The organism is Paraburkholderia diazotrophica (genome assembly GCF_900108945.1).
Taxonomy (GTDB): Bacteria; Pseudomonadota; Gammaproteobacteria; order Burkholderiales; family Burkholderiaceae; genus Paraburkholderia; species Paraburkholderia diazotrophica.
In genome coordinates this window covers 203519-223701 of sequence record NZ_FNYE01000009.1, presented here as the reverse complement: position 1 = coordinate 223701, position 20183 = coordinate 203519, and the positions used below count along the sequence as shown (strand labels likewise).

Sequence of the window (20183 nt, the reverse complement as noted above, 5' to 3'; positions counted from 1 at the left end):
TCCCGTTTTCGATCCGTTCACTCACACGCGCGTCGCAATCGACGCGAGATGAAGCTCGCCGCGTTCCGCCTGCGTTTCGACGGACGCCGCTTCGTTACCATCGGATGTCTTGCACGAACATGCGCCGCCGCACGACGTCACTTTCTGGCGCGGCAGATAGTGATTCGACGGCCGCGTGCCCCATTCGGGCATCAGCTGATAGCCGCCGCGCTCGCGAATCGCCTTCGATACGACCGACTCCGGATCGTGAATGTCGCCGAAGAGCCGCGCCGATGTCGGGCACGCGAGCACGCACGCAGGCTTGCGGTCGCGCTCGGGCAGCGCTTCGTTGTAGATGCGGTCCGCGCACAGCGTGCACTTCGTCATCTCCTTGCGCTCTTCGTCGATTTCGCGCGCGCCGTAAGGGCACGCCCACGCGCAGTACTTACAGCCGATGCAGCGGTCGTAATCGACCAGCACGAGGCCGTCTTCCTTGCGCTTGTAGCTCGCGCCCGTCGGACAGACGGGTACGCACGGCGGGTCCTCGCAGTGCAAGCAGGACTTCGGAAAATGAATGGTGTCGGCGAGTGGAAACTCGCCGGCTTCGAACGTCTGCACGCGGTTGAAGAACGTGCCCGACGGATCGGCGTCGTACGGACGATGATCGGACAGGCTGCCCGCCTCGCCCGACGTGTTCCATTCCTTGCAGCTCGTCACGCAGGCGTGGCAGCCCACGCAGACGTTCAGATCGATTACGAGCGCCATCTGTGTCATCGATGCTCTCCGTTCGCGTTGCACCCAGTTCCACTCAGTTCCATCAGCTACGCTCGGCCGCCTTGCGCAGACGCGCGGCGAACTCGCCGCGTCCCGCGAAATACGTCTGCACGATGCGCTGAATCATGCCGCCCGCCGCCCCGCCGACGACGCCCGGCAGCGCGGGCATCGGCGCGAACTGCGGCAGCGTATGATCGGCGTCCGCTTCGGCGGGATAGATGCGCACGCGCACGTCGTACCACGCGGCCTGGCCCGTGATGGGATCGGAGTTCGACGTGCGCGGGTGATTCGCACTGTTGACGGGAATCTCATCGGCGATCAGGTGGTTCAGCAGAAAGCCGCGCTGCGATTCGTTCGCGTCGGGCCCGAGATTCCACGCGCCCGCCGACTTGCCGATCGCATTCCATGTCCAAACCGTCCCCGGCTCGACGGCTTCGCTGTAGCGCGCAAGGCAGCGCACCTTGCCCCATTGCGATTCGACGTAGATCCAGCCGCCGTCGTCGATGCCTTGCGCCGCTGCCGTACGCGGATTCATGTACAGATAGTTCTCGCCATGTATCTGACGCAGCCACGCGTTCTGCGAGTCCCACGAGTGATACATCGCCATCGGCCGCTGCGTGACGGCCGCGAGCGGATACTGCGCGTGATCGGTCGTGTCGTGTTCGAGCGGCGGATACCAGTATGGCAGCGGATCGAAATACTGCTCGATGCGCGCGCGCAAATGATCCGGCGGCTGACGTCCCTTGGTCTTGCCCTGCGCGGCGAGCCGGAACTTCTGCATCACATCCGAGTAGAGCGCGATCACGATCGGCTCGTTGAACTTGCGAAAGCCCTTCTCGACCGCGAACGCCAGATACGGCCCGTTGCAGTTGCGCATGTACTGCAACGACTCGGGCAACGTGTAGTGATAGACGCAGTTGTGCTTCGCGTACTCTTCCCACTGCCGCGGATTCGGCTCGCCGACGAGCGCCTTGTCGCCGTCCTTGCCGCGCCATCCGATCAGAAAGCCCACACCCGAGCCCGGCGCCGTCTGGTGATTGACGATGAACTCCGGATAGTCGCGATACTTGCGCTTGCCTTCCGGCGTCGTGAACGCGGGGAACTTGAGGCGGCTCGCCAGTTCGACCAGCACTTCCTGGAACGGCTTGCATTCGCCCGTCGGCGGCACGACGGGCACGCGCACGGAATCGACGGGGCCGTCGAATTCGGAAATCGGCCTGTCGAGCATCGACATCGCGTCGTGGCGTTCGAGGTAGGTGGTGTCGGGCAGGATCAGATCGGCGAAAGCCGTCATCTCCGACTGGAACGCATCGCACACGACGATGAACGGAATCTTGTACTCGCCGTTGTCGTGTTTGTCCGCGAGCATCTTGCGGACCTCGACGGTATTCATCGACGAGTTCCACGCCATGTTGGCCATGAAGATCAACAGCGTGTCGATCGGATACGGATCGCCGCGCCACGCGTTCGTAATCACGCTGTGCATCAGGCCGTGCACGGCGAGCGGATATTCCCACGAGAACGCCTTGTCGATGCGTACGGGTTCGCCGCTGTCGTCGATGAACAGGTCTTCGGGCGCGGCCGGCCAGCCGAGCGGACCGCTCGAAAGCGGCGAGTTGGGCTTCACGTCGTCGGGACTGTTCGGCGGTTTCGCCGATGGCGGCACCGCGCGCGGATACGGCGACTTGTGCCGGAAGCCGCCCGGCCGGTCGATCGTGCCGAGCAGCGACATCAGCACGGCCAATGCGCGTATCGACTGAAAGCCGTTCGAGTGCGCGGCGAGCCCGCGCATCGCGTGAAAGGCGATCGGCGCGCCCGTCACGTTCTCGTGTGTTTCGCCCCATGCGTCGGTCCATCGGATCGGCAGCGTGATCTTGTGATCGCGTGCGACATCGGCCATTTCGCGCGCAAGCCGGCGGATCGTGTCGGCGGGAATGCCTGTGATCTCCGACGCCCACTCCGGCGTGCAATCGGCCACCTGTTCGCGCAGCAGCTCGAACGACGGCGCAACGGACGTGCCGTCCGCGAGCGTATAGCGTCCTTCGAGCGCGGGCCGCACGCCCGGCGTGTGATGCAGCACCGCGCGCTGGCTCCCGGCGTCCCACCACAGATGATTCTGCGGGAAGAGAGGATTGCTCACGTCGGCCGCTTCGTCGCGCACGAAAAGGCCATACGTGTCGCTGTCGGGGCGCATGTCCAGCAGTTCGCCCGCGTTCGTATAGCGCTCGACGAACTCGCGATCATACGCATTGCTTTCGATCAGCTCGCGCATCAGCGCCATGAAGAGCGCGCCATCCGTGCCGGGGCGGATCGGCACCCACTCGTCGGCGATGGCCGCATAGCCGGTGCGGATCGGATTGATCGCAATGAAGCGGCCGCCCGCGCGCTTGAACTTCGAAATCGCGATCTTCAGCGGATTCGAGTGATGGTCCTCGGCCGTGCCGATCATGAAGAACAGCTTCGCGCGATCCAGATCGGGGCCGCCGAATTCCCAGAACGAGCCGCCCATCGTATAGATCATGCCCGCCGCCATGTTCGCCGAGCAGAAGCCGCCGTGCGCCGCATAGTTCGGCGTGCCGAACTGCTTCGCGAACAGGCCCGTCAGCGCCTGCATCTGGTCGCGTCCCGTGAAGAGCGCGAACTTTTTGGGGTCCGTCGCGCGCAGATGGGCGAGACGCTTTTCGAGCATGTCGAATGCCACGTCCCACGAGACGGGCTCGAACTGCGCGCTGCCGCGTGGCGCATCCTGTTTGCGCAGCAGCGGTTGCGTGAGGCGCGCGGGCGAGTACTGCTTCATGATGCCCGACGAGCCCTTCGCGCAGATCACCCCCTGGTTGAGGGGATGCTCCGGATTGCCGTCGATGTAGCGCACCTCGCCATCGCGCAGATGCACGCGGATGCCGCATCGGCACGCGCACATGTAGCAGGTGGTCGTCTTGACTTCGAGCTTTTCGTTCTGGGTGCGAGCTTTGTGCTCCATCGATGCCTCCCTGTGATTGCCCGGTGGCAACGGCGCGAACACGAAGACGAACGCGCAATGACGACAGCCGCTGTACCCGTTGCCGGATTCACTACCCTGTCAATGCTAAGAGCGCCTGGTGCAAATTAAAAATCGCGATTTCGAATTCGAATCATCGCGGCAGCCGATAGAAAAGCCCGCGACGGATGTCGCGGGCTTCGCTTCACAGCTTCACATTCGCCTGCCTTTGCCGCTTATTTGACGGGAAATTCCTTGTGCCCGCCAAAGCCGAACCGCATCGCCGACAGCATGCGTTCGGGGAACGACTCGGCGTCGCGCGAACGGAAGCGCGTATAGAGCGCCGCCGACAACACCTGCGCGGGCACCGCTTCCTCGATCGCGGCCTGGATGGTCCAGCGCCCTTCGCCGCTGTCCGCGACTTCCGTCGAAAAGCCATCGAGCTGGCCGTCCTGCGCGAGCGCGCCCGCCGTGAGGTCGAGCAGCCACGACGACACCACGCTGCCGCGCCGCCACACTTCGGCGACATCGGCGAGATCGAGCGTGTAGCGCTCGCTGTCGGGCAGCTCGGGCAGATCCTTGTGCTTCAGGATGTGAAACCCTTCGGCATACGCCTGCATCAGCCCGTACTCGATGCCGTTGTGCACCATCTTCACGAAGTGTCCGGAGCCGACGGGGCCCGTGTGCATATAACCGTTCTCGACGCGCGAATCGCGTCCGTCGCGATGGGGCGTGACGGGAATCTCGCCGCGCCCCGGCGCCAGCACGGAAAGGATCGGATCGATGCGCCGCACGATCGCATCGTCGCCGCCGATCATCATGCAATAGCCGCGCTCCAGTCCCCACACGCCGCCCGACGTACCCACATCCACGTAATGCACGCCGATCTCGCGAAGCTGCGCGGCGCGGCGGATATCGTCCTTGTAGAAGCTATTGCCGCCGTCGATCACGACATCGTCGGCCGTGAGGATGCGCTGCAAGTCGGTGAGCGTGTCCTCGGTGATCTTGCCCGCGGGCAGCATCAGCCACACGACGCGCGGCGCATCGAGCTTCGCGACGAGATCGCCCAGATCGCTTGCGCCCGTTGCGCCTTCTTTCGCGAGCGCTTGCGTCGCTTGCGGATTGTGGTCGTAGACGATGCACTGATGACCGCCGCGCATCAGCCGCCTGCCGATGTTGCCGCCCATGCGGCCCAGTCCCACGATGCCGATCTGCATGATGTGTCACTCCTTGACGTTGCCCGACTTGCAACGCGCGATCTGCTTCTTCGCCTCGTCCGCGACACGCTCGGGCGTGAAGCCGAACTTCGTCTTCAGCGCCTTGAGAGGCGCCGACGCGCCGAACGTATGCATCACGATCTGCGAGCCGAGACGGCCGACGTAGCGGTCCCAGCCGAGCGTGGCGGCCTGCTCGACGGCAACGCGCGGGTGCACGTCGGGCGGCAGCACGGAATCCTTGTACGCGTGGTCCTGCTGCTCGAACACGTCCCACGACGGCATCGACACCACGCGCGCATTGATGCCCTCGCCCTTCAGCGCCTCGTAGGCGTCGATGCACAGCGACACTTCGCTGCCCGTCGCGAGCAGAAGCACGTCGGGCTTCTTGCCGGCGGGCACGTCCGCTAGCACATAGGCGCCGCGGCGCACGCCTTCGGCGGATGCATACTTCTTGCGGTCGAAAGTCGGCAGCGGCTGGCGCGTGACGACGATGCACGCGGGCACGTGCGGATGCGAGAGCGCGACGCGCCAGGCCTCGGCGACTTCGTTCGCGTCGGCGGGACGCAGCGTCGTCAAGCCGGGGATGCCGCGCAACGACGCTAGCTGTTCGATCGGCTGGTGCGTGGGTCCGTCTTCGCCGACACCGATCGAATCGTGTGTGAACACATAAATGACGGGCACTTCCATGATCGCCGAGAGGCGGATCGGCGGCTTCATGTAATCGCTGAAGATCAGGAACGTCGATGCGAACGGCCTCAAGCCCGACAGCGCGAGACCGTTCGCCACGGCCCCCATGCCGTGCTCGCGGATGCCAAAGTGCAGATTGCGCCCGCCATAGTTGTCATGCTCGAAGCTGCCCGTGCCTTCGAACTTCAGGTTGGTCTTGGTCGACGGCGCGAGGTCCGCCGCGCCGCCGATCATCCACGGCACGCGCTGCGCAATTGCGTTGAGCACCTTGCCCGACGACTCGCGCGTGGCCATGCCCTTTGCGTCTGCATCGAATACGGGGATATCCGCGTCCCAGTCTTCCGGCAGCGCGGACGACTGCATCTGGTCGAACTCCTTCGCAAGCTGCGGATACTTTCTCGCGTACTCGGCGAAGCGCTGCTTCCACACGTCGTGCGTGGCCTTGCCGCGCGCGCCCAGGCCTTGCGCGAAGTGCTCGCGCACGCCGTTGGGCACGAGAAATTGCGCATCCTCGGGCCAGCCGTACGCTCGCTTCGCCAGCTTGATTTCCTCTTCGCCGAGCGGCTCGCCGTGCGCCGATGCCGTGTCCTGCTTGTTCGGCGCGCCCCAGCCGATGATGCTCTTCACGACGATCAGCGTCGGCCTGTCGGTCACGGCCTTCGCTTCGTTGATCGCGGCTTCGAGCGCGTTCGCGTCGTTCGCGTCGTCGACGTGCAGCGTGTGCCAGTTATAGCCGCGAAACCGCGACTCGACGTCGTCGCTATAAGCGAGATCGGTATGGCCTTCGATCGTCACGCGGTTGCTGTCGTATATCCAGATCAGGTTCGAGAGCCGCAGATGCCCCGCCAGCGAAGCGGCTTCGTGCGATACGCCTTCCATCATGTCGCCGTCGCCGCACAGCGCGTAGACGCGGTAATCGAAGAGCGGCGCATCCGGCTTGTTGAAGTGCGCCTCGTGCCAGCGCGCGGCCATCGCCATGCCGACACTGTTGCCGAGCCCCTGGCCGAGCGGACCCGTGGTCGTCTCAACGCCCGTCGTCATCCGGTACTCCGGGTGGCCGGGCGTCACGCTGTCGAGCTGACGAAACTGCCTGATGTCGTCGAGCGAGACGGCGGGCTTGTCCAGCGGCTTGCCGTCTTCGTCGACGGCCTTCACGCCCGCGAGATGCAGCAGCGAATACAGCAGCATCGACGCATGCCCCACCGACAGCACGAAGCGGTCGCGATTGGGCCACAACGGCGCGTCGGGGTCATAGCGAAGATGGTTCTGCCAGAGATGGAACGCGACGGGTGCGAGCGCCATCGGCGTGCCGGGGTGGCCGGAATTGGCCTTCTGCACGGCGTCCATCGATAGCGTGCGGATCGTGTCGATCGCAAGTTGGTCGAGATCGGACGTGGACTTCGGTGTGACTTGTGACATGAGCGACGACTCCTTTGCAGAGTGTGCTGTGGCACGACGGGTGCCGCAGCGGGCGACCTGGTCAATTGAGCAAGTGTAGTGCCTCAAGCGCGGCGCTGCAGGTGAGCGTCGCGGTCGACGGAGCTTGATGCGGGAAGGCGCGGCGGGAAGGGTTTCGATCCGCTTTCGCCGCCGATGCGGAACGCGACCGATGCGCGGGAGACTTTGCAACCAGCTTACGCCGGTGGCTGCACAACGATCCGATGTGCGTGAAGGCGCCTGATTTCCAGGCGCAATCGCGCGGCGTTAGCATGAACCGGGCCGCGGCTTCGGTGGCGTCGGGGCTGTCACATCTGCCGGAACAGATGCGCGTATTGCTTGCTCACCGCGACTGCGCGAGCGTAACCGCGCAGCTTCAGCGACATTTTCCCCAATGTGCTGACGCTCGCGCTTTCCACCTGATCGACGTTCACGACGGTGCTTCGATGGACTTGCCAGAAACGCGCCGGGTCGAGTTGCGCGCACAGTTCCTTGAGGCTCGTGCGAATCAGCAGTTCGTCCGTGCGCGTCGTGACGACGACGTATTTGTCGGCGGCTTCGAAGTACAACACGTCTTCGACGGGCACGATCCGGATGTCGCTGCCGCTCGATGCGCGCAGATAGCGCAGCGGCGCGGTCTGCGCGGCTTGCGCGGTTTGAGCGTATTGCGCGTTTTGCGCACTTCGCGCGCTGTCCTGCAAGCGGCTGTCGAGCTGGACGCTGCGCGTGATCAGCTCCAGCTGGCCGAGCACGCGTTGCAGATCAGCGTGCACGTCGGCGGCGGGCGCAGCGTCCATCGGCGAACGCGCAAGCGGCGCACGCAGACGCTCGACCGTGCGCGCAAGCCGCGACGCATCGACGGGTTTCAGCAGATAGTCGATGGCGGCGGCATCGAACGCGTCCAGCGCGTACTGGTCGTAGGCCGTCACGAACACGATCTGCGGAGGCGATGCGAGGTCCGCGCATGCACGCGCGACATCGAGGCCCGTCGCGCCCGGCATCGAAATGTCGAGAAACGCGATGTCCGGCTGCAATGCGCCGATACGCTCGATCGCATCGCGGCCGTTATCGACTGTCGCGACGATCTGCAACGCGGGCCATGCCGCCGTCAATTCCCGTTGCAGCGCAGCGGCAATGGGCGGCTCGTCTTCGGCGATCAACGCAGTCGGCACGCGACGCATCTCCGGCGCATGGCGTTCGTCTGTGTTCGATGTGGCTGTACGTGGCTGGCGCGTCTTCATCGATTCAAACCCTCTCGCGTCGTTCGGCATCGTCGAGCGGAAGCAGCACCCGCGCAACGATGCCGTGCGGCACATTTTCGATGAGCGTCAGCGAAGCGCGTTCGCCATACAGCGCCGCAAGCCGGTCGCGCACGTTCGCGAGTCCGATGCCCGTGCCCTGCGTAGCAGGTGTCGCGCCGAAGCCCGGACCCGTATCGGTCACGGCGAGTTCGACGTTGGGCTCGATGCGCCTCGCGCGCACCTCGATCCGGCCGCCCTCGACGGCAACCTGAACGCCATGCTTCAACGCGTTTTCGACGAGCGGTTGCAAGAGCATCGGCGGCACGGAAAGGCTCGCGCAATCGGCAGGCAGATCGAGCGAATACGCAAGCCTGGGACCGAGCCGCATCGCATGCACGGCCAGCATCGAATCGAGCACCGCGAACTGATCGGCAAGCGTTTCGCTTTCGGTACGCGATGCTTCGAGTGTCGCCCGCAAGAAACGGTTGAGACTGCCGAGCAGTTCGCGTGCGCGCGGCGGATTGGACACGATCAGGCTGTCGAGGGTCGCGAGCGTGTTGAACAGGAAGTGCGGCTCGATCTGCGCCTGCAACGCCTGCAAGCGGGCGCGCAGCGCGGTCTTTTCGGCGGCCTCCTGGAGCCACGCGGTGCGCGCGACCTGCTCGCTCAGTCCCGCGATGCGCGCACGCGACCAGCCATACCAGGTGACGAGCAGCGTCGCGACGAGCGCGATCCAGCCCGTCGTCGCGATCTCTTTGGCCGCAAATGTCTTGCCGATGTCGAGCCCCAGCAGTGCGCTCGCGATCACCCGCCCGAGTGCTGCGCCCGCGACGATCGAGACCACCATCGCCACAGCGAGCTTCGGCGCGGTGAGCGCGTTCCTGCGCTGGAGACGAAAGCGCGCGGCATGGAGCAGCAGCATGATCGACAGACCGATTGCCTCGCTGAACACGAGGTTTTCCGCCAGGCCTTTCCCCATGCCGACGACAGTCAGGCCAGCCGCGATCATCGCGTTGCCGATCACGACGATCACGGATTCGCGCGCATATTCGGCCAGCAGCTGTTTTGCGGGTGCGGGCGCGCCGGCGTACGCATCGGGAAATTTGACGTTACTGCCAGGAATCATGCGAACCATCCCGTCACGATGACATTCAGCAGACGATGCGGCGTCGCCACTGCGGCGAGTCCCGCCACGACAAGACCGATGAACGACCCGCGCATCGCGAGCCGATGGCCGCGGACGTCGCCTTGCCGTATCGCCCAGATCGCTCGTCCGACACTGACGAACGTCAGCAGCGACAGCCCATGCACCCATGAAAAATGTCCGGGGTTCAGTTCGCGGATGTCGAACGAACTGAGTGCGGTCGCGAACATCGCCGCCGCCCACAGACGGCCGAGCCACTTGTGGCGCGCGGTTCCCTTCTCGGCGAAAAGCACGGTTGTTCCGAGTATGACAGAAAGGATGGCCGTGGCGACATGCACGGCGATGATGACAGGCATGCTGGCTCTCCGCGACAGGATGAGCGAACTCGATGACGGCAGTCTGCGCGGCGGACGGATGGCGTTCGACAGGCATGCGACGAAACGTGCGGATTGCGTCGCGAAGGGTGCTTTGGACGGCGCGAGGGACGAAGCTTTGGTCGCGAAGTCGGATCGCCGCATCCGCTGTTCGCGGATGCAGCGATCCGGGGTGTGAGTCTGGAATCGTGCGCGGGTTAGTCAGGCATCGGAAGCGCTTGCAACGGAATCGACGGGCTCTTCGTCGTTGTTCGCAGAGGCGTCGTCGGGTTCGATGCTGGCGCGAAGACACGGCTCGCTTCCGGTGTGACGTTCGAGCAACGCAAGAAGCTCCGGGCGCAGTCCATCACCACATTGAGCCGCGAGAGCGTGAAGCGCGAGAAATGGCAGCATGGTTCACTCCTGTCGGGAAGGCATGCCAAATTTCCCGCAGCCGATGGACAGACACACTCCGTTTCTTGCTGTCTCATCGAAGCATTTGACGCGAGCGATCTTTATCGTGGCGCACTGCCAGTCCACACCGGCGGCGCCCGGCCACGCGCGTTCAAACGGTCTTGATGAGCCCCAGTTGCGTGAGCGCAGTCACGCCGTCATCGAGGCCGACTTCTTCGACGATCTTGCCGTTCTTCAGACGCAGCACCGTGGTGCCCGTGAAGTGCATCTTGCGGCCCGATGCCGGTGGCAACGTTCCCGCGAGGAAGTCGCCGAAAGCGGGGCCCGTATGCGTGCCGCCCCCTTCCCAACGACCGACGACGAAGTCGCCTTCAGCGATGAGATCGGCGGCGCCCCAGAAATTGAGGTCCGGGAACGCGTTGCGAAAACCGGTCATGAACGCCTTGATGTCTTCGCGGCCACGACGCGGCTCGTGCAGCGAATACTTGAGCAGCATGTCCGGCGCGGCGAGCTCGTCGACGACGCTGAGATCGCACTCTTCGCCCCAGAAGCGGGTGAACCAGCGGCCTACGATCGCCTTGTTGTCATCTTCCTTCGACATGTTCGACTCCTTGCTGAGCTTGATTACGGAGAAGCAGGATTGCTTCGCCTGGATACGAACATATCGAGCGCCCTACCTCGCGGCCATCCGATTCTTGCTGCAACATTCGATTGCGCTTTTTGTGGCGCTCGTTCGAATGCGGTCTGATGGTGATTCGGGAAACGCAACGTTGGAGTCGCGGCTTTGACGTCACAGCGAAATGGTTTGGGCACAACGTCAAAAGCCAAAGGACGTGTGTGTCCTTTGGCCTGACAGTGCTTCGATGATCTACGTGAAATGAAAGCTGATGCAGCCTCCCGGCCGGACCGCAATCGCGGTCGCCATCCCGGTCAACGCCGGGCAACGGGCCTGCACGGCAATCGCTCAGCGCATGCCGCCGCTTGCGACCAGATGTTCGCCCGTTAGCCAGCGCGCGTCGTCAGAAGCAAGAAACACGGCGACGGATGCGATATCGTCCGGCTGGCCCGCGCGGCCGAGCGGCGTCTGGCTGAGCGCCATTGCTTCGAAATCCGAGCCGACGATGCCCGCCTCGTGTGTCCCTTCAGTGACGACGAAGCCGGGATTGATCGCGTTGACGCGAATCTTCTTCGGACCTAACTCGCGCGCGAGCACGCCTGTGATCGCGTCCACGGCGCCTTTCGTGCCGCTATACACAGCCGTTTCGGGAGGCGTGATGCTGCTGGCCACCGAGCTCACGTTGATGATGCTCGCGCCTTCGCCGAGATGCTTCACGGCCGCCTGCGTCGTCAGCAGCAGGCCGAGCACGTTCGTATTGAACTGCTTGTGGAAATGCTCTTCCGTGATCGCTTCGATCGGCGCGAACTCGTAAATGCCTGAGTTGTTGACGAGGATATCGAGTCGCCCATATGTCTCGATGGCGGCATCGACGATGCCTTGCGCGTCCGCCGCTTTCGACACGTCGCCGCGAACGGCGACTGCCTTGCCGTTTGCCGCCGCGATGCCGGCGACGACGGCATCGGCGGCCGCCTTGCTGCTTGCGTAATTCACGACCACGGAAGCGCCCTCTGCCGCCAGCGCTTTGGCGATACCCGCCCCGATACCCTTCGATGCGCCCGTGACCACTGCGACCTTACCTGCGAGCCTGCTCATATCGTCTTCCTTCAAGTTGTGCCATACCCAGGGACGGGACGGGCGGTTTCGATAACCGTCCGCCCCGGCGATGGAGCAAATCTAAACACCCCATGTCCCGCGATAAAGCGGCTCAATACGAATTGACTGGCAGGAATCGCCGAACAATCGGCAAAGCACGCAGTGGCAAACCGCGGCAGACCGTACTCGTCACATCAATGGCATGACGTTCGGATAGCTCAGATGCGCTCGCGCTTCCTTCACGCCCTTGACCTCGAGCGCCGCGACGCAGATCGCTCTCTCCTCGTCTTCCGACTGGATTACGCCCCACAGATGCGCGACGCCATCCTTGACGATCACGTTTTCCTTCGACAGCGCCCAGCGCTTGTCGCGCAACGCGGCGACGATCGCTTCGGCGATTTCGCGATCGTTGCTCGCGGACCCTGTCTGTGCTGGCACAGGCGCGCTCGCGAGCGCACGGATCAGATTCGCGCGGGTCACGATGCCAACGAGCTTGCCGTCCCTAAGCACGGGAACGCGCTTGATGCGGCGCTTTTCCATCAACTCGGCAATGCCGCCGACGGGCGTCTTTTCGTCGACGACGAACACCTCGGCGCTCATCACGTCGCTCACCAGACGTCCGTGCTCCTTGACAAAAGCACTTGCCAGATTGCGTGTCGACGAGAACAGTTCGAGCCAGCTCGACCGCCTCGTTTCCGTGCCGGTTTCAACGCGGTGCAACAGGTCTCCCTCGCTCACGATCCCGACGAGCGCGCCGCTTTCGTCGACGACGGGCATGCCGCTGATCCTGTTTTCGACGAGACGTTTTGCAGCTTCTTGCACCGTCATATCCGGTTGCGCGCAGATCACCGACGGCGTCATGACATCGATTGCCAACATGATGTTCTCCTTGGTAGATGTCTCCACTATGTGCGGCCCGACGCTCCACGGCTTGACTGAGGTCAAGCCGTCCGCAGGCGGCGGCGCCCGATGCGCACAGGAAGCGCGTTAAACATGAATCAACCCGGCAACGCGGATCGGTAGCACAATCGGCCTGTATCGCGTTTGCCAACCCGGAGAGCGCCATGATCGATCCCGTTGATTCGAATCCCCCGCCGGGCCGTGCGTTTCAGCGTGTGCTGGTGGCCGTCGACAGCACCGAAGCATCCGTGCGCGCGGCCGAGTATGTGCGTGCGCTGTTCGCCGGCGAAGCGCAAATCGCGCTCGTGTCGGTCGTACAAAGTCCGCACACATTGTTTCCACTCGGCGCGACGGCACGGAACGTTCTGGCCGCTGCACGCGACGAACTGCTTCAGGACGCGCGCACTGCGCTGCATGAAATCGAGGCGATGTTTTCAGGCACCCAGCCGGAAACCGAACTCGTCGAGCTATCGAAGCGCACTGGCGATACGGTTCAAGCGCTGCTCGACGTCGCGGCGCGCTGGCGCGCGGATCTCGTCGTGATGGGCGCGCGGCATCATCATGGGCTGTCGCGCTGGGTCGAAGGAACGGTGTCGGAGCCCGTCACGCAGCGCACCGATTGTTCGCTGCTGCTCGTACCCGAGAACAGCCGCGTGCCGACCAACAGGCGTCCCGGGCGAATCGTCTTCGCGCTGGACGGCAGCGTGCATTCGCTCATTGCATTGCGCATGGGCCTTCAGTTTGCCTCGGCGGATACGGAACTGCGTGCCGTCTACGTACTCGATCGCGCGGTACATCTATTCGATTTCGCGCCCGTCGACATGCTCGAAAACGCGTTTCGCGAGGAAGGACAAACGGTGCTGGAACTGGCCACGCGCATCTTCGATGAACATCAGTGGTCGGCCAACACGGCCTTGATCGAGACGAACCGCGCCAACGACGATGTGCCGCATGCGATCGTGCGCGATGCGCAGCGCTGGAACGCGGATCTGCTCGTCGTCGGCACGCATGGACGGCGCGGCCTCGCGCGCTGGTTCATGGGCAGCGTCGCGGCCCGTACGCTGCGGCTCGCCGATACGCCTGTTCTGCTCGCCCGCGCGCCCGAGATCGAACAGGCGCCGTAAGTCGGAGACGCGCGGGCTTACGTATCTTCAGCGCTCAGGCTCGCGCCATCACATCCGTCGCGAGGACTTTCACGCTTCGTCTTCTTCTTCGCTGCCGCGAACGAGCAGCACGGGACACTGCGAGAACCGCACAAAGCGTTCGGCGACGCTGCCCAGCACGATCCGCTTGACGCCTCGGCGGCCGTGCGTCCCGAGCACCACGAGATCGGCGCCGATACGCTCGGCGCAACGTTGCAGCGTCTGCGAAACGTCGTCGCTCAGGCGTTCCGTCTCGATCAGTTCGACGGCGCATTCGACATCCGACTGCTTGCACGCCGTTCTGGCGCCGTCGAGCGCAGCGGCGCCGTCCTTGCGCAACGCTTCCGTCAACGCGACGGGATCGTAATAGCCGGCGTAACTGAAGAGCGGCGTCGTATCGACGACATAGACGGCATGCACGGTGCCATGCGTCAGCGCCGCCATTTTCACCGCCTCCTGCAGCGCCTCTTTCGACGTGTGACTGCCGTCTACGGCAACCAGAATCTTCTTGTACATGGTGAACCTCCTTGATGTGCTCGTGGACGTTGAAAACGTGACGACCTGCCGATAAAAAATTGACGCAATGCGACGACCGCTCCGATCGCTCATTCAGCGCGTTTCCCCATGCGCGATTTAAGCCATCCATTCGGCCTCGTGCAGTTTCGCCAGCCTGTGCCTGATCTTCTGCCCAAATCCCTGGCGTTTCGTGCCGTCGATGCGCCGCTGCAAATCGCGAGCCGTAATCGCGCAAGTGGCCAGCGGCGATTTGCCCGCTGCCTTCGCCATCTGCTCCAGCGCGGACTCGCTGCCGCTCCCGCCCAGCGAGCAGAACAGCGCGAGATGCCGGATCGCCGTGCCATGTTGCTTGAGCCACGCGAGCGCAGGCGCGGAAGCATGGCTCGCCCACACGGGAGAGCCGACGATGACGGCATCGTATGCGGACAGATCGTGTATGCGCGGCATCACCTTGACCTGCCGGTGGCACAGCACGTCGATCAGCGAGCGCACATAGCCGCGCGCCCCCGCACGCGCCGCAAGTTCGCCCGGCTCGCGTATCGCCTCGAGGTCGGCGCAGAGCTCGGATGCAAGCAACTCCGCGATGCGCTGCGTCGTGCCGCTGCGCGAGTAATACACCACGAGAATCCTGCATTGCGCGGACATGGCGGTTCTCCGTTCAGGCGCATTCCGAGGCGCCATCTGCATTCAGCTTAAGCGCCTCGCCCGATGCATTCGTGATCCAGATCAATCGCGTACGCGCGGTGTCACTGCCGCGGTGTCACTACGCGGCGGCCCGCCAGGTCGCCCACTTCAGGTCTGCGACGGCGATTGCTCGGAGGAATCGTGGCGCACGATGAGCACGGGTATATCCGTCGAGCGGACCAGCGATTCCGCCACGCTGCCGAGCAGAAAACGCTGCACGCCGCGCCGCCCATGCGTGCCCATCACGATGAGATCGGCTTCGCATTCGTCCGCGACCCGCGCGAGCACGGCGGACACGTTTTCCGCATACGCATCGATGGCCCGCACGCTGCCGCGCACGCCCGCTTCCTCGAACATCCGCTCCGCGACGGCGAGCGCTGCGGCGGCCGCGTCGTTCGCGAGCCCGGCAGGCGCGGGTTCGGCGTTGAGCGGATTCGCTTCAGCGGGCCATTTGCCGCGATCCAGCACGCACAGCGCCTCGATCGTGCCGTTCGACAGTTGCGCGAGCTTGACGGCTTCGCCCAGCGCGCGTTCTGCGCTCGGACTGCCGTCGATCGCAACCAGTATTCGTTGATACATGATGACCTCCCCGACATACGCACGCGTTGCCCGACATGGGCAATGTCGCCCACGTGCGACCACAGTGTCCTTCGGCGACAGAATTCCCGATTGATACAGGTCAACGCCATTCAGACCAGCATACGCTCATCGCGACGGCATGGACTCGCGGTCCACAGGAGCGGGCGCGTCGTTCGGCTTGTAGGAATATTCCTATAACGCCTGCCGAACCTCCTAGGCGCGGTTAAAGCGCCGCCGATACTTTTTTGAGATACGACCGTCGATACTGATTGCATGGATGCCGCCACATCAACCACCGTATCGAAGGTCTATCTCGTCGACGACGCGATCGAGGTCAGGCGACGCCTCGCGCGCCTGCTCGGCGCGATTGCCGGCGTCGAGATCGCGGGCGAAGGCGAAGATGTGGACGAAGCGCTGGAAGGCATCCTGGAGTCGCACGCGGATATCGTCGTGATGGACGTGCGCCTCGCTGGGGGAAGCAGCCTTGCGCTCATCGAAGCGCTCTCCCGCGCTCGACCCTCCATCATCAAGATCGTTTTGACGAACCACACTGCGTGCGCATTTCGCGATGCGTGCGCGGCGGCAGGCGCTGACCTCTTCTTCGACAAGACAGCCGAATTCGATGCAGCCTGCCGCGCCATTCAGGCCATTGCACAGTCGCGCCGCGCGCGCGCGTGAATGAACAGGAGCTGACCATGCTTGCCGCAACCGCTCAAGTATCCGACCACCCGCTGACGCGCGCCCCCAAGATCGTGCCGATCCGGCCCGTGCAGCCGGCGCCCGTGCGCGCGACCCGCTGCTCCGCCTGTTCGATGCGGGCCGTCTGCATGCCTCCGGAGTTGACCGCCGACGAACTGGCCAGACTCGATTCGATCATTTGCTCGACGCGTTCCGTCAAGCGCGGCGAGACGCTCTATCGCTCCGGCGATGCGTTCCAGAGTATCTACGCGGTGCGCGCCGGCTCGTTCAAGACGGTCGTCATGCATCGCGATGGCCGCGAGCATGTGACGGGCTTCCAGATCGCGGGCGAGTCGCTGGGCCTCGACGGCGTCTGCGCGGGTCATCACAACTGCGATGCGATCGCACTGGAAGATAGCGTCGTCTGCATCATTCCGTTCGCGCAACTCGAAGTGCTCTGCCACGAGATGAAGTCGATGCAGCATCACATCTATCAGATGATGAGCGGCGAGATCGTGCGCGAATCGAGCCAGATGATGCTGCTCGGCACCATGACGGCCGAGCAGCGCGTCGCGACGTTCCTCCTCAATCTGTCGCGGCGCTTCAAGGCACGCGGATTCTCGGCTGCCGAATTTCATCTGCGCATGACGCGCGAAGAAATCGGCTGCTATCTCGGGATGAAGCTCGAAACCGTGAGCCGCATGTTCTCGAAGTTCCAGCGTGAACGGCTCGTCAACGCGAACGGCAAGACGATTCGCATCGTCGATGCCGAGGCGCTGGCGCGGGTTTGATCGCCTTGCGCGGTCCTGTGTATCGCTCACGCTCGCGGCGGCGTCCTCTTGCCGTATCGATTGCCCGAGCGCGTCGGCATGGTTGCACTGTCGAAGACATGGCCATGCCGAGCGCGCAGCGCACTCCAGCCATCCTTCCATCCGCGCCTCGCGCCGTGCAATGCGGCACGCCCGTACAGCATTTCCCGCTTACGCGCGCCTCGCTTTCGACAGCCGAATATCTGAAGCGCTATGTGTGCTAAAGCGCATCTCGCGCGCGTGAATGCTGGCAAGTTAAGCCACATCATGCTGACCGTCCGATGAAGCCAGGCCCGATGCGGCGCCTGGTGGAAGTCCTGATAGTGCAACTACGAGGGCGCAGCATGAAGCGTTTCGGGATGTTTCCGCAGGGAGGCGGAATGCGATCGGGGAGCATAACGGGACATTGGCATTGACTTGCGTTTGCCGTGTACGACCACAGGCGAGGTAACAACCATGAGAATCAGGACATTGCTCGGGTCCGCGGCGTTGACCGCGACCCTGGTGCCGGCCCTGCTGTCCGCTACCGCGTGGGCCGATGGACCGAAGTCGGCCTATGACAATGGGGGCGTCAGCAATGCATCGCTCGATCCGGGCGAGGAGCAGATGACTGCCGACGACGAAAACAAGGCGCGCATGAAGGATCTGAGCGATGCCTATCACAACGGCTACAACGCCCGCGCCAAGGAGGATGCCGAGACGTATGCGTCGTTGAAGGAACAGCTGAAGCAATCGTCGAAAGCGTCGGTGCAGCAGCCTCCGCCCTTGCCGTCCGGTGCGCCCGGCGACGACGCAGCTCAGGTGAGACGCGTCAGTCAGCCGCGCGTCGCCCAGCAGCCGCTGCAAACCCAGCCGGCGTATGACGACGAAGCAGCGCCCGTGCAGTATGCGCCTGCGCCGCGGCCGCGCTATCGGCCCGCGCCCATGTATGCTCAGGCGCCCGTCTACGACGAACCCGCCGAAGAACCGGGCACCGTCGTCTTTCAGCCTTATCAGCCGCCCCCGCCTGTGCAGTACGTCCCCGTCTATCAGCCCGTCTACGTGAGTCCGCCTGTCGTGCAGCAGGTCGTGCCCGCGCAGTACGCGGCTACGTGGCCCGTTTATCGGCCGCGCTATTACGGGTATGGCTGGCGATGAAAAGATAGACGCCGATCAGCGGCTGGCCGCATAGCCAGCCGCGTACGGCGAACCGACATCCATCGGCCCCGGAGGGCTTGCGCTCACACGGTCATCCCGTGCATCCGGCGTCCGAAATGCGCGCGCTCTGCGCTGTCCATCAGCGCGAGGAACTGCTCGGCGTCCATGTGCACCAGTTCCTCGTGATTGCCCGCCTCGAAGTAGACGTCCGGCTGACGGGCCAGGCTTTCGTCGAGATAGGTTTTCATGCCATAGGCGGAACATACGGGCGGCAGCGCGCCGTATTCGCAGTCCTTGAACAGTTCGCGCAGATCGATTTCTTTGGCGAGCGACAGACGGCGTCCCGTTTTCGACCAAAGCTCGGATAGCCTCACCGCATAGGTCGACGGCAGCACGGCGGCGATATAGCCTTGCTCGTCTTCGAACAGCACGGTCTTCGCGAGACGATCGCCGGGAATATGGGCGGCCGCCGCCGTTTCCATGCTGGAATGGCTGTACGGATGGCGCAGGATTTCGTACCGGGAGCCCTTGTTGCGCAGGCAGTCCTCGAGCGTTGCAGACATTGACATGGCGCACCTCCTTTCGAACACACGGAGAGAGGGAAATAAGTTCGGCTGCATCCTTTCAGGATAGTTCGCTCGCGGGTGAAAAGCAGGTTGGCGTCGGTATGACGCGCGGCTGCATGCCTGTGCGCCGCCAGCCGATGCCCGCATCGCTGCACATCCGGTTGCATCGCGTTGCGTTGCGTTAGGTTGCCTCTTCGCGAAGCGCACCAGGCGCTCAGCCGGGCGTCAGTCCTTTCTCCTTCAGCCATTCGAGATTGAACAGCCGGCTGCGATACAGCTCGCCGCGATCGCACAGCAGCGTCACGATCGTATGACCCGGCCCCATCTGCCGCGCGAGCGATACGGCGGCTGCAACGTTGATGCCCGTCGATCCGCCGACATACAGCCCTTCCTCGCGCAGCAACCGGTACACCATCGTCACGCACGACGGGTCGTCGATGCGGCACGCGTCGTCGATTGCCGTGCCTTCGAGGTTCGCCGTGACACGCGATGAGCCGATGCCCTCGGTGATCGAACTGCCTTCCACCTTGATTTCCCCCGTCTTCACGAAGCTGTAGAGCCCGCTTCCGTGCGGATCGGCGAGCACGATCCGCACGCCGGGGCTCTTTTCCTTCAGAAAGCGGCTCACGCCGGCGAGCGTGCCGCCCGTGCCCGTCGAGCACACGAACGCGTCGACCTTGCCCGCCGTATCGCGCCAGATTTCCGGGCCCGTCGTCTCGTAGTGCGCCTGCCGGTTCACGAGGTTGTCGAACTGGTTGGCCCAGATCGCGTTGTCCATTTCCTGCGCGAGACGGCCGGCGATCTTCTGATAGTTGTTCGGGTCTTTGTACGGCGCAGCGGGCACGGGCCGCACTTCCGCGCCGAGAACGCGCAAAAGCTCCATTTTCGCGGGCGATTGCGTATCGGGAATCACAATTACGCAGCGATAGCCCCGCGCCGCGCAGATATGCGCGAGGCCGATGCCCGTATTGCCCGCCGTCCCTTCGACGACCGTGCCGCCGGGCTTAAGCGCGCCGCGCCGCTCGGCGTCCTGGATGATGTAGAGCGCAGCGCGGTCTTTCACGGAACCGCCCGGATTGAGAAATTCGGCCTTGCCGAGAATCTCGCAGCCGGTCTCCTTGCTGAGCGCCGCGAGCCTGATGAGCGGCGTATTGCCGATGCATCCGACGAAACCTTGCAGTACGGCCATGAGCGTCCCCTTTCAAATCGTCGGCAGACATGACCTGCCATACGAAAAG

Annotated in this window: 20 protein-coding genes; 4 read left to right on the top strand and 16 right to left on the bottom strand. The window is 63.9% G+C overall.

Features of this window, described 5'->3' with window-relative positions:
- Positions 1-21: 21 nt before the first annotated feature.
- From BMW76_RS14670 to BMW76_RS14615, 11 genes are all read right to left on the bottom strand, one after another.
- On the bottom strand, positions 22-753 hold the full coding sequence (locus BMW76_RS14670; RefSeq protein WP_090866061.1) for a 4Fe-4S dicluster domain-containing protein: 732 nt from the start codon (positions 751-753) through the stop codon (positions 22-24).
- A gap of 43 nt (positions 754-796) precedes the next feature.
- A complete protein-coding gene (locus BMW76_RS14665) occupies positions 797-3733 on the bottom strand; it encodes a molybdopterin oxidoreductase family protein (RefSeq protein WP_090866059.1) in 2937 nt (978 codons plus the stop codon).
- Positions 3734-3966: 233 nt separating this feature from the next.
- Positions 3967-4947 carry a phosphogluconate dehydrogenase (NAD(+)-dependent, decarboxylating) gene (gnd, locus tag BMW76_RS14660; protein WP_090866057.1) on the bottom strand — a complete coding sequence of 327 codons (981 nt, stop codon included), beginning with the start codon at positions 4945-4947 and terminating at the stop codon, positions 3967-3969.
- 6 nt (positions 4948-4953) lie between these two features.
- A complete protein-coding gene (tkt, locus tag BMW76_RS14655) occupies positions 4954-7053 on the bottom strand; it encodes a transketolase (RefSeq protein WP_090866055.1) in 2100 nt (699 codons plus the stop codon).
- Between the two features lie 326 nt (positions 7054-7379).
- On the bottom strand, positions 7380-8252 hold the full coding sequence (locus BMW76_RS14650; RefSeq protein WP_245763232.1) for a LytR/AlgR family response regulator transcription factor: 873 nt from the start codon (positions 8250-8252) through the stop codon (positions 7380-7382).
- 64 nt (positions 8253-8316) lie between these two features.
- Positions 8317-9438 (bottom strand): sensor histidine kinase, encoded by a 1122-nt coding sequence (locus BMW76_RS14645; RefSeq protein WP_177200384.1) that lies wholly within the window; start codon positions 9436-9438, stop codon positions 8317-8319.
- Entirely contained in the window at positions 9435-9812 is a 378-nt protein-coding gene (locus BMW76_RS14640; protein ID WP_177200383.1) for a DUF2306 domain-containing protein, read from the bottom strand. The genes BMW76_RS14645 and BMW76_RS14640 overlap by 4 nt, the downstream gene beginning before the upstream one ends.
- A gap of 219 nt (positions 9813-10031) precedes the next feature.
- Entirely contained in the window at positions 10032-10223 is a 192-nt protein-coding gene (locus BMW76_RS14635; protein ID WP_090866047.1) for a hypothetical protein, read from the bottom strand.
- A 151-nt stretch (positions 10224-10374) separates the two neighbouring features.
- Positions 10375-10824, bottom strand: a complete 450-nt coding sequence (locus BMW76_RS14630) for an ester cyclase (protein WP_090866045.1) — start codon at positions 10822-10824, stop codon at positions 10375-10377.
- A gap of 363 nt (positions 10825-11187) precedes the next feature.
- Positions 11188-11934 carry an SDR family NAD(P)-dependent oxidoreductase gene (locus tag BMW76_RS14620; RefSeq protein ID WP_090866132.1) on the bottom strand — a complete coding sequence of 249 codons (747 nt, stop codon included), beginning with the start codon at positions 11932-11934 and terminating at the stop codon, positions 11188-11190.
- 189 nt (positions 11935-12123) lie between these two features.
- On the bottom strand, positions 12124-12813 hold the full coding sequence (locus BMW76_RS14615) for a CBS domain-containing protein (RefSeq protein ID WP_090866040.1): 690 nt from the start codon (positions 12811-12813) through the stop codon (positions 12124-12126).
- 185 nt (positions 12814-12998) lie between these two features.
- Here BMW76_RS14615 and BMW76_RS14610 point away from each other — a divergent pair, with 185 nt between their 5' ends.
- Positions 12999-13958, top strand: coding sequence for a universal stress protein (locus tag BMW76_RS14610; RefSeq protein WP_090866038.1), 960 nt, complete (start codon positions 12999-13001; stop codon positions 13956-13958).
- A 69-nt stretch (positions 13959-14027) separates the two neighbouring features.
- On the opposite strand, the gene BMW76_RS14605 is transcribed toward BMW76_RS14610, so the two are convergent.
- The 3 genes from BMW76_RS14605 to BMW76_RS14595 form a co-directional block, all read right to left on the bottom strand.
- Complete coding sequence (locus tag BMW76_RS14605) at positions 14028-14492, bottom strand: universal stress protein (protein WP_090866036.1); 465 nt, start codon at positions 14490-14492, stop codon at positions 14028-14030.
- Positions 14493-14609: 117 nt separating this feature from the next.
- Positions 14610-15137: a flavodoxin family protein gene (locus BMW76_RS14600; RefSeq protein ID WP_090866033.1), complete on the bottom strand. Its 528-nt coding sequence runs from the start codon at positions 15135-15137 to the stop codon at positions 14610-14612.
- A gap of 147 nt (positions 15138-15284) precedes the next feature.
- Positions 15285-15755, bottom strand: coding sequence for a universal stress protein (locus BMW76_RS14595; RefSeq protein ID WP_090866031.1), 471 nt, complete (start codon positions 15753-15755; stop codon positions 15285-15287).
- 273 nt (positions 15756-16028) lie between these two features.
- On the opposite strand from BMW76_RS14595, the gene BMW76_RS14590 reads away from it, so the two are divergent.
- From BMW76_RS14590 to BMW76_RS14580, 3 genes are all read left to right on the top strand, one after another.
- Positions 16029-16433 (top strand): response regulator, encoded by a 405-nt coding sequence (locus BMW76_RS14590; protein WP_090866029.1) that lies wholly within the window; start codon positions 16029-16031, stop codon positions 16431-16433.
- A gap of 17 nt (positions 16434-16450) precedes the next feature.
- A complete protein-coding gene (gene fnr, locus BMW76_RS14585) occupies positions 16451-17224 on the top strand; it encodes a fumarate/nitrate reduction transcriptional regulator Fnr (protein WP_090866027.1) in 774 nt (257 codons plus the stop codon).
- 474 nt (positions 17225-17698) lie between these two features.
- Entirely contained in the window at positions 17699-18379 is a 681-nt protein-coding gene (locus tag BMW76_RS14580; RefSeq protein WP_090866025.1) for a hypothetical protein, read from the top strand.
- 83 nt (positions 18380-18462) lie between these two features.
- Here the strand turns inward: BMW76_RS14580 and BMW76_RS14575 are convergent, their stop codons facing one another.
- Together BMW76_RS14575 and BMW76_RS14570 are read right to left on the bottom strand one after the other, a co-directional pair.
- Complete coding sequence (locus BMW76_RS14575; protein ID WP_090866023.1) at positions 18463-18948, bottom strand: aminoacyl-tRNA deacylase; 486 nt, start codon at positions 18946-18948, stop codon at positions 18463-18465.
- A 211-nt stretch (positions 18949-19159) separates the two neighbouring features.
- A complete protein-coding gene (locus BMW76_RS14570; RefSeq protein ID WP_090866021.1) occupies positions 19160-20134 on the bottom strand; it encodes a cysteine synthase A in 975 nt (324 codons plus the stop codon).
- Between the last annotated feature and the right edge of the window lie 49 nt (positions 20135-20183).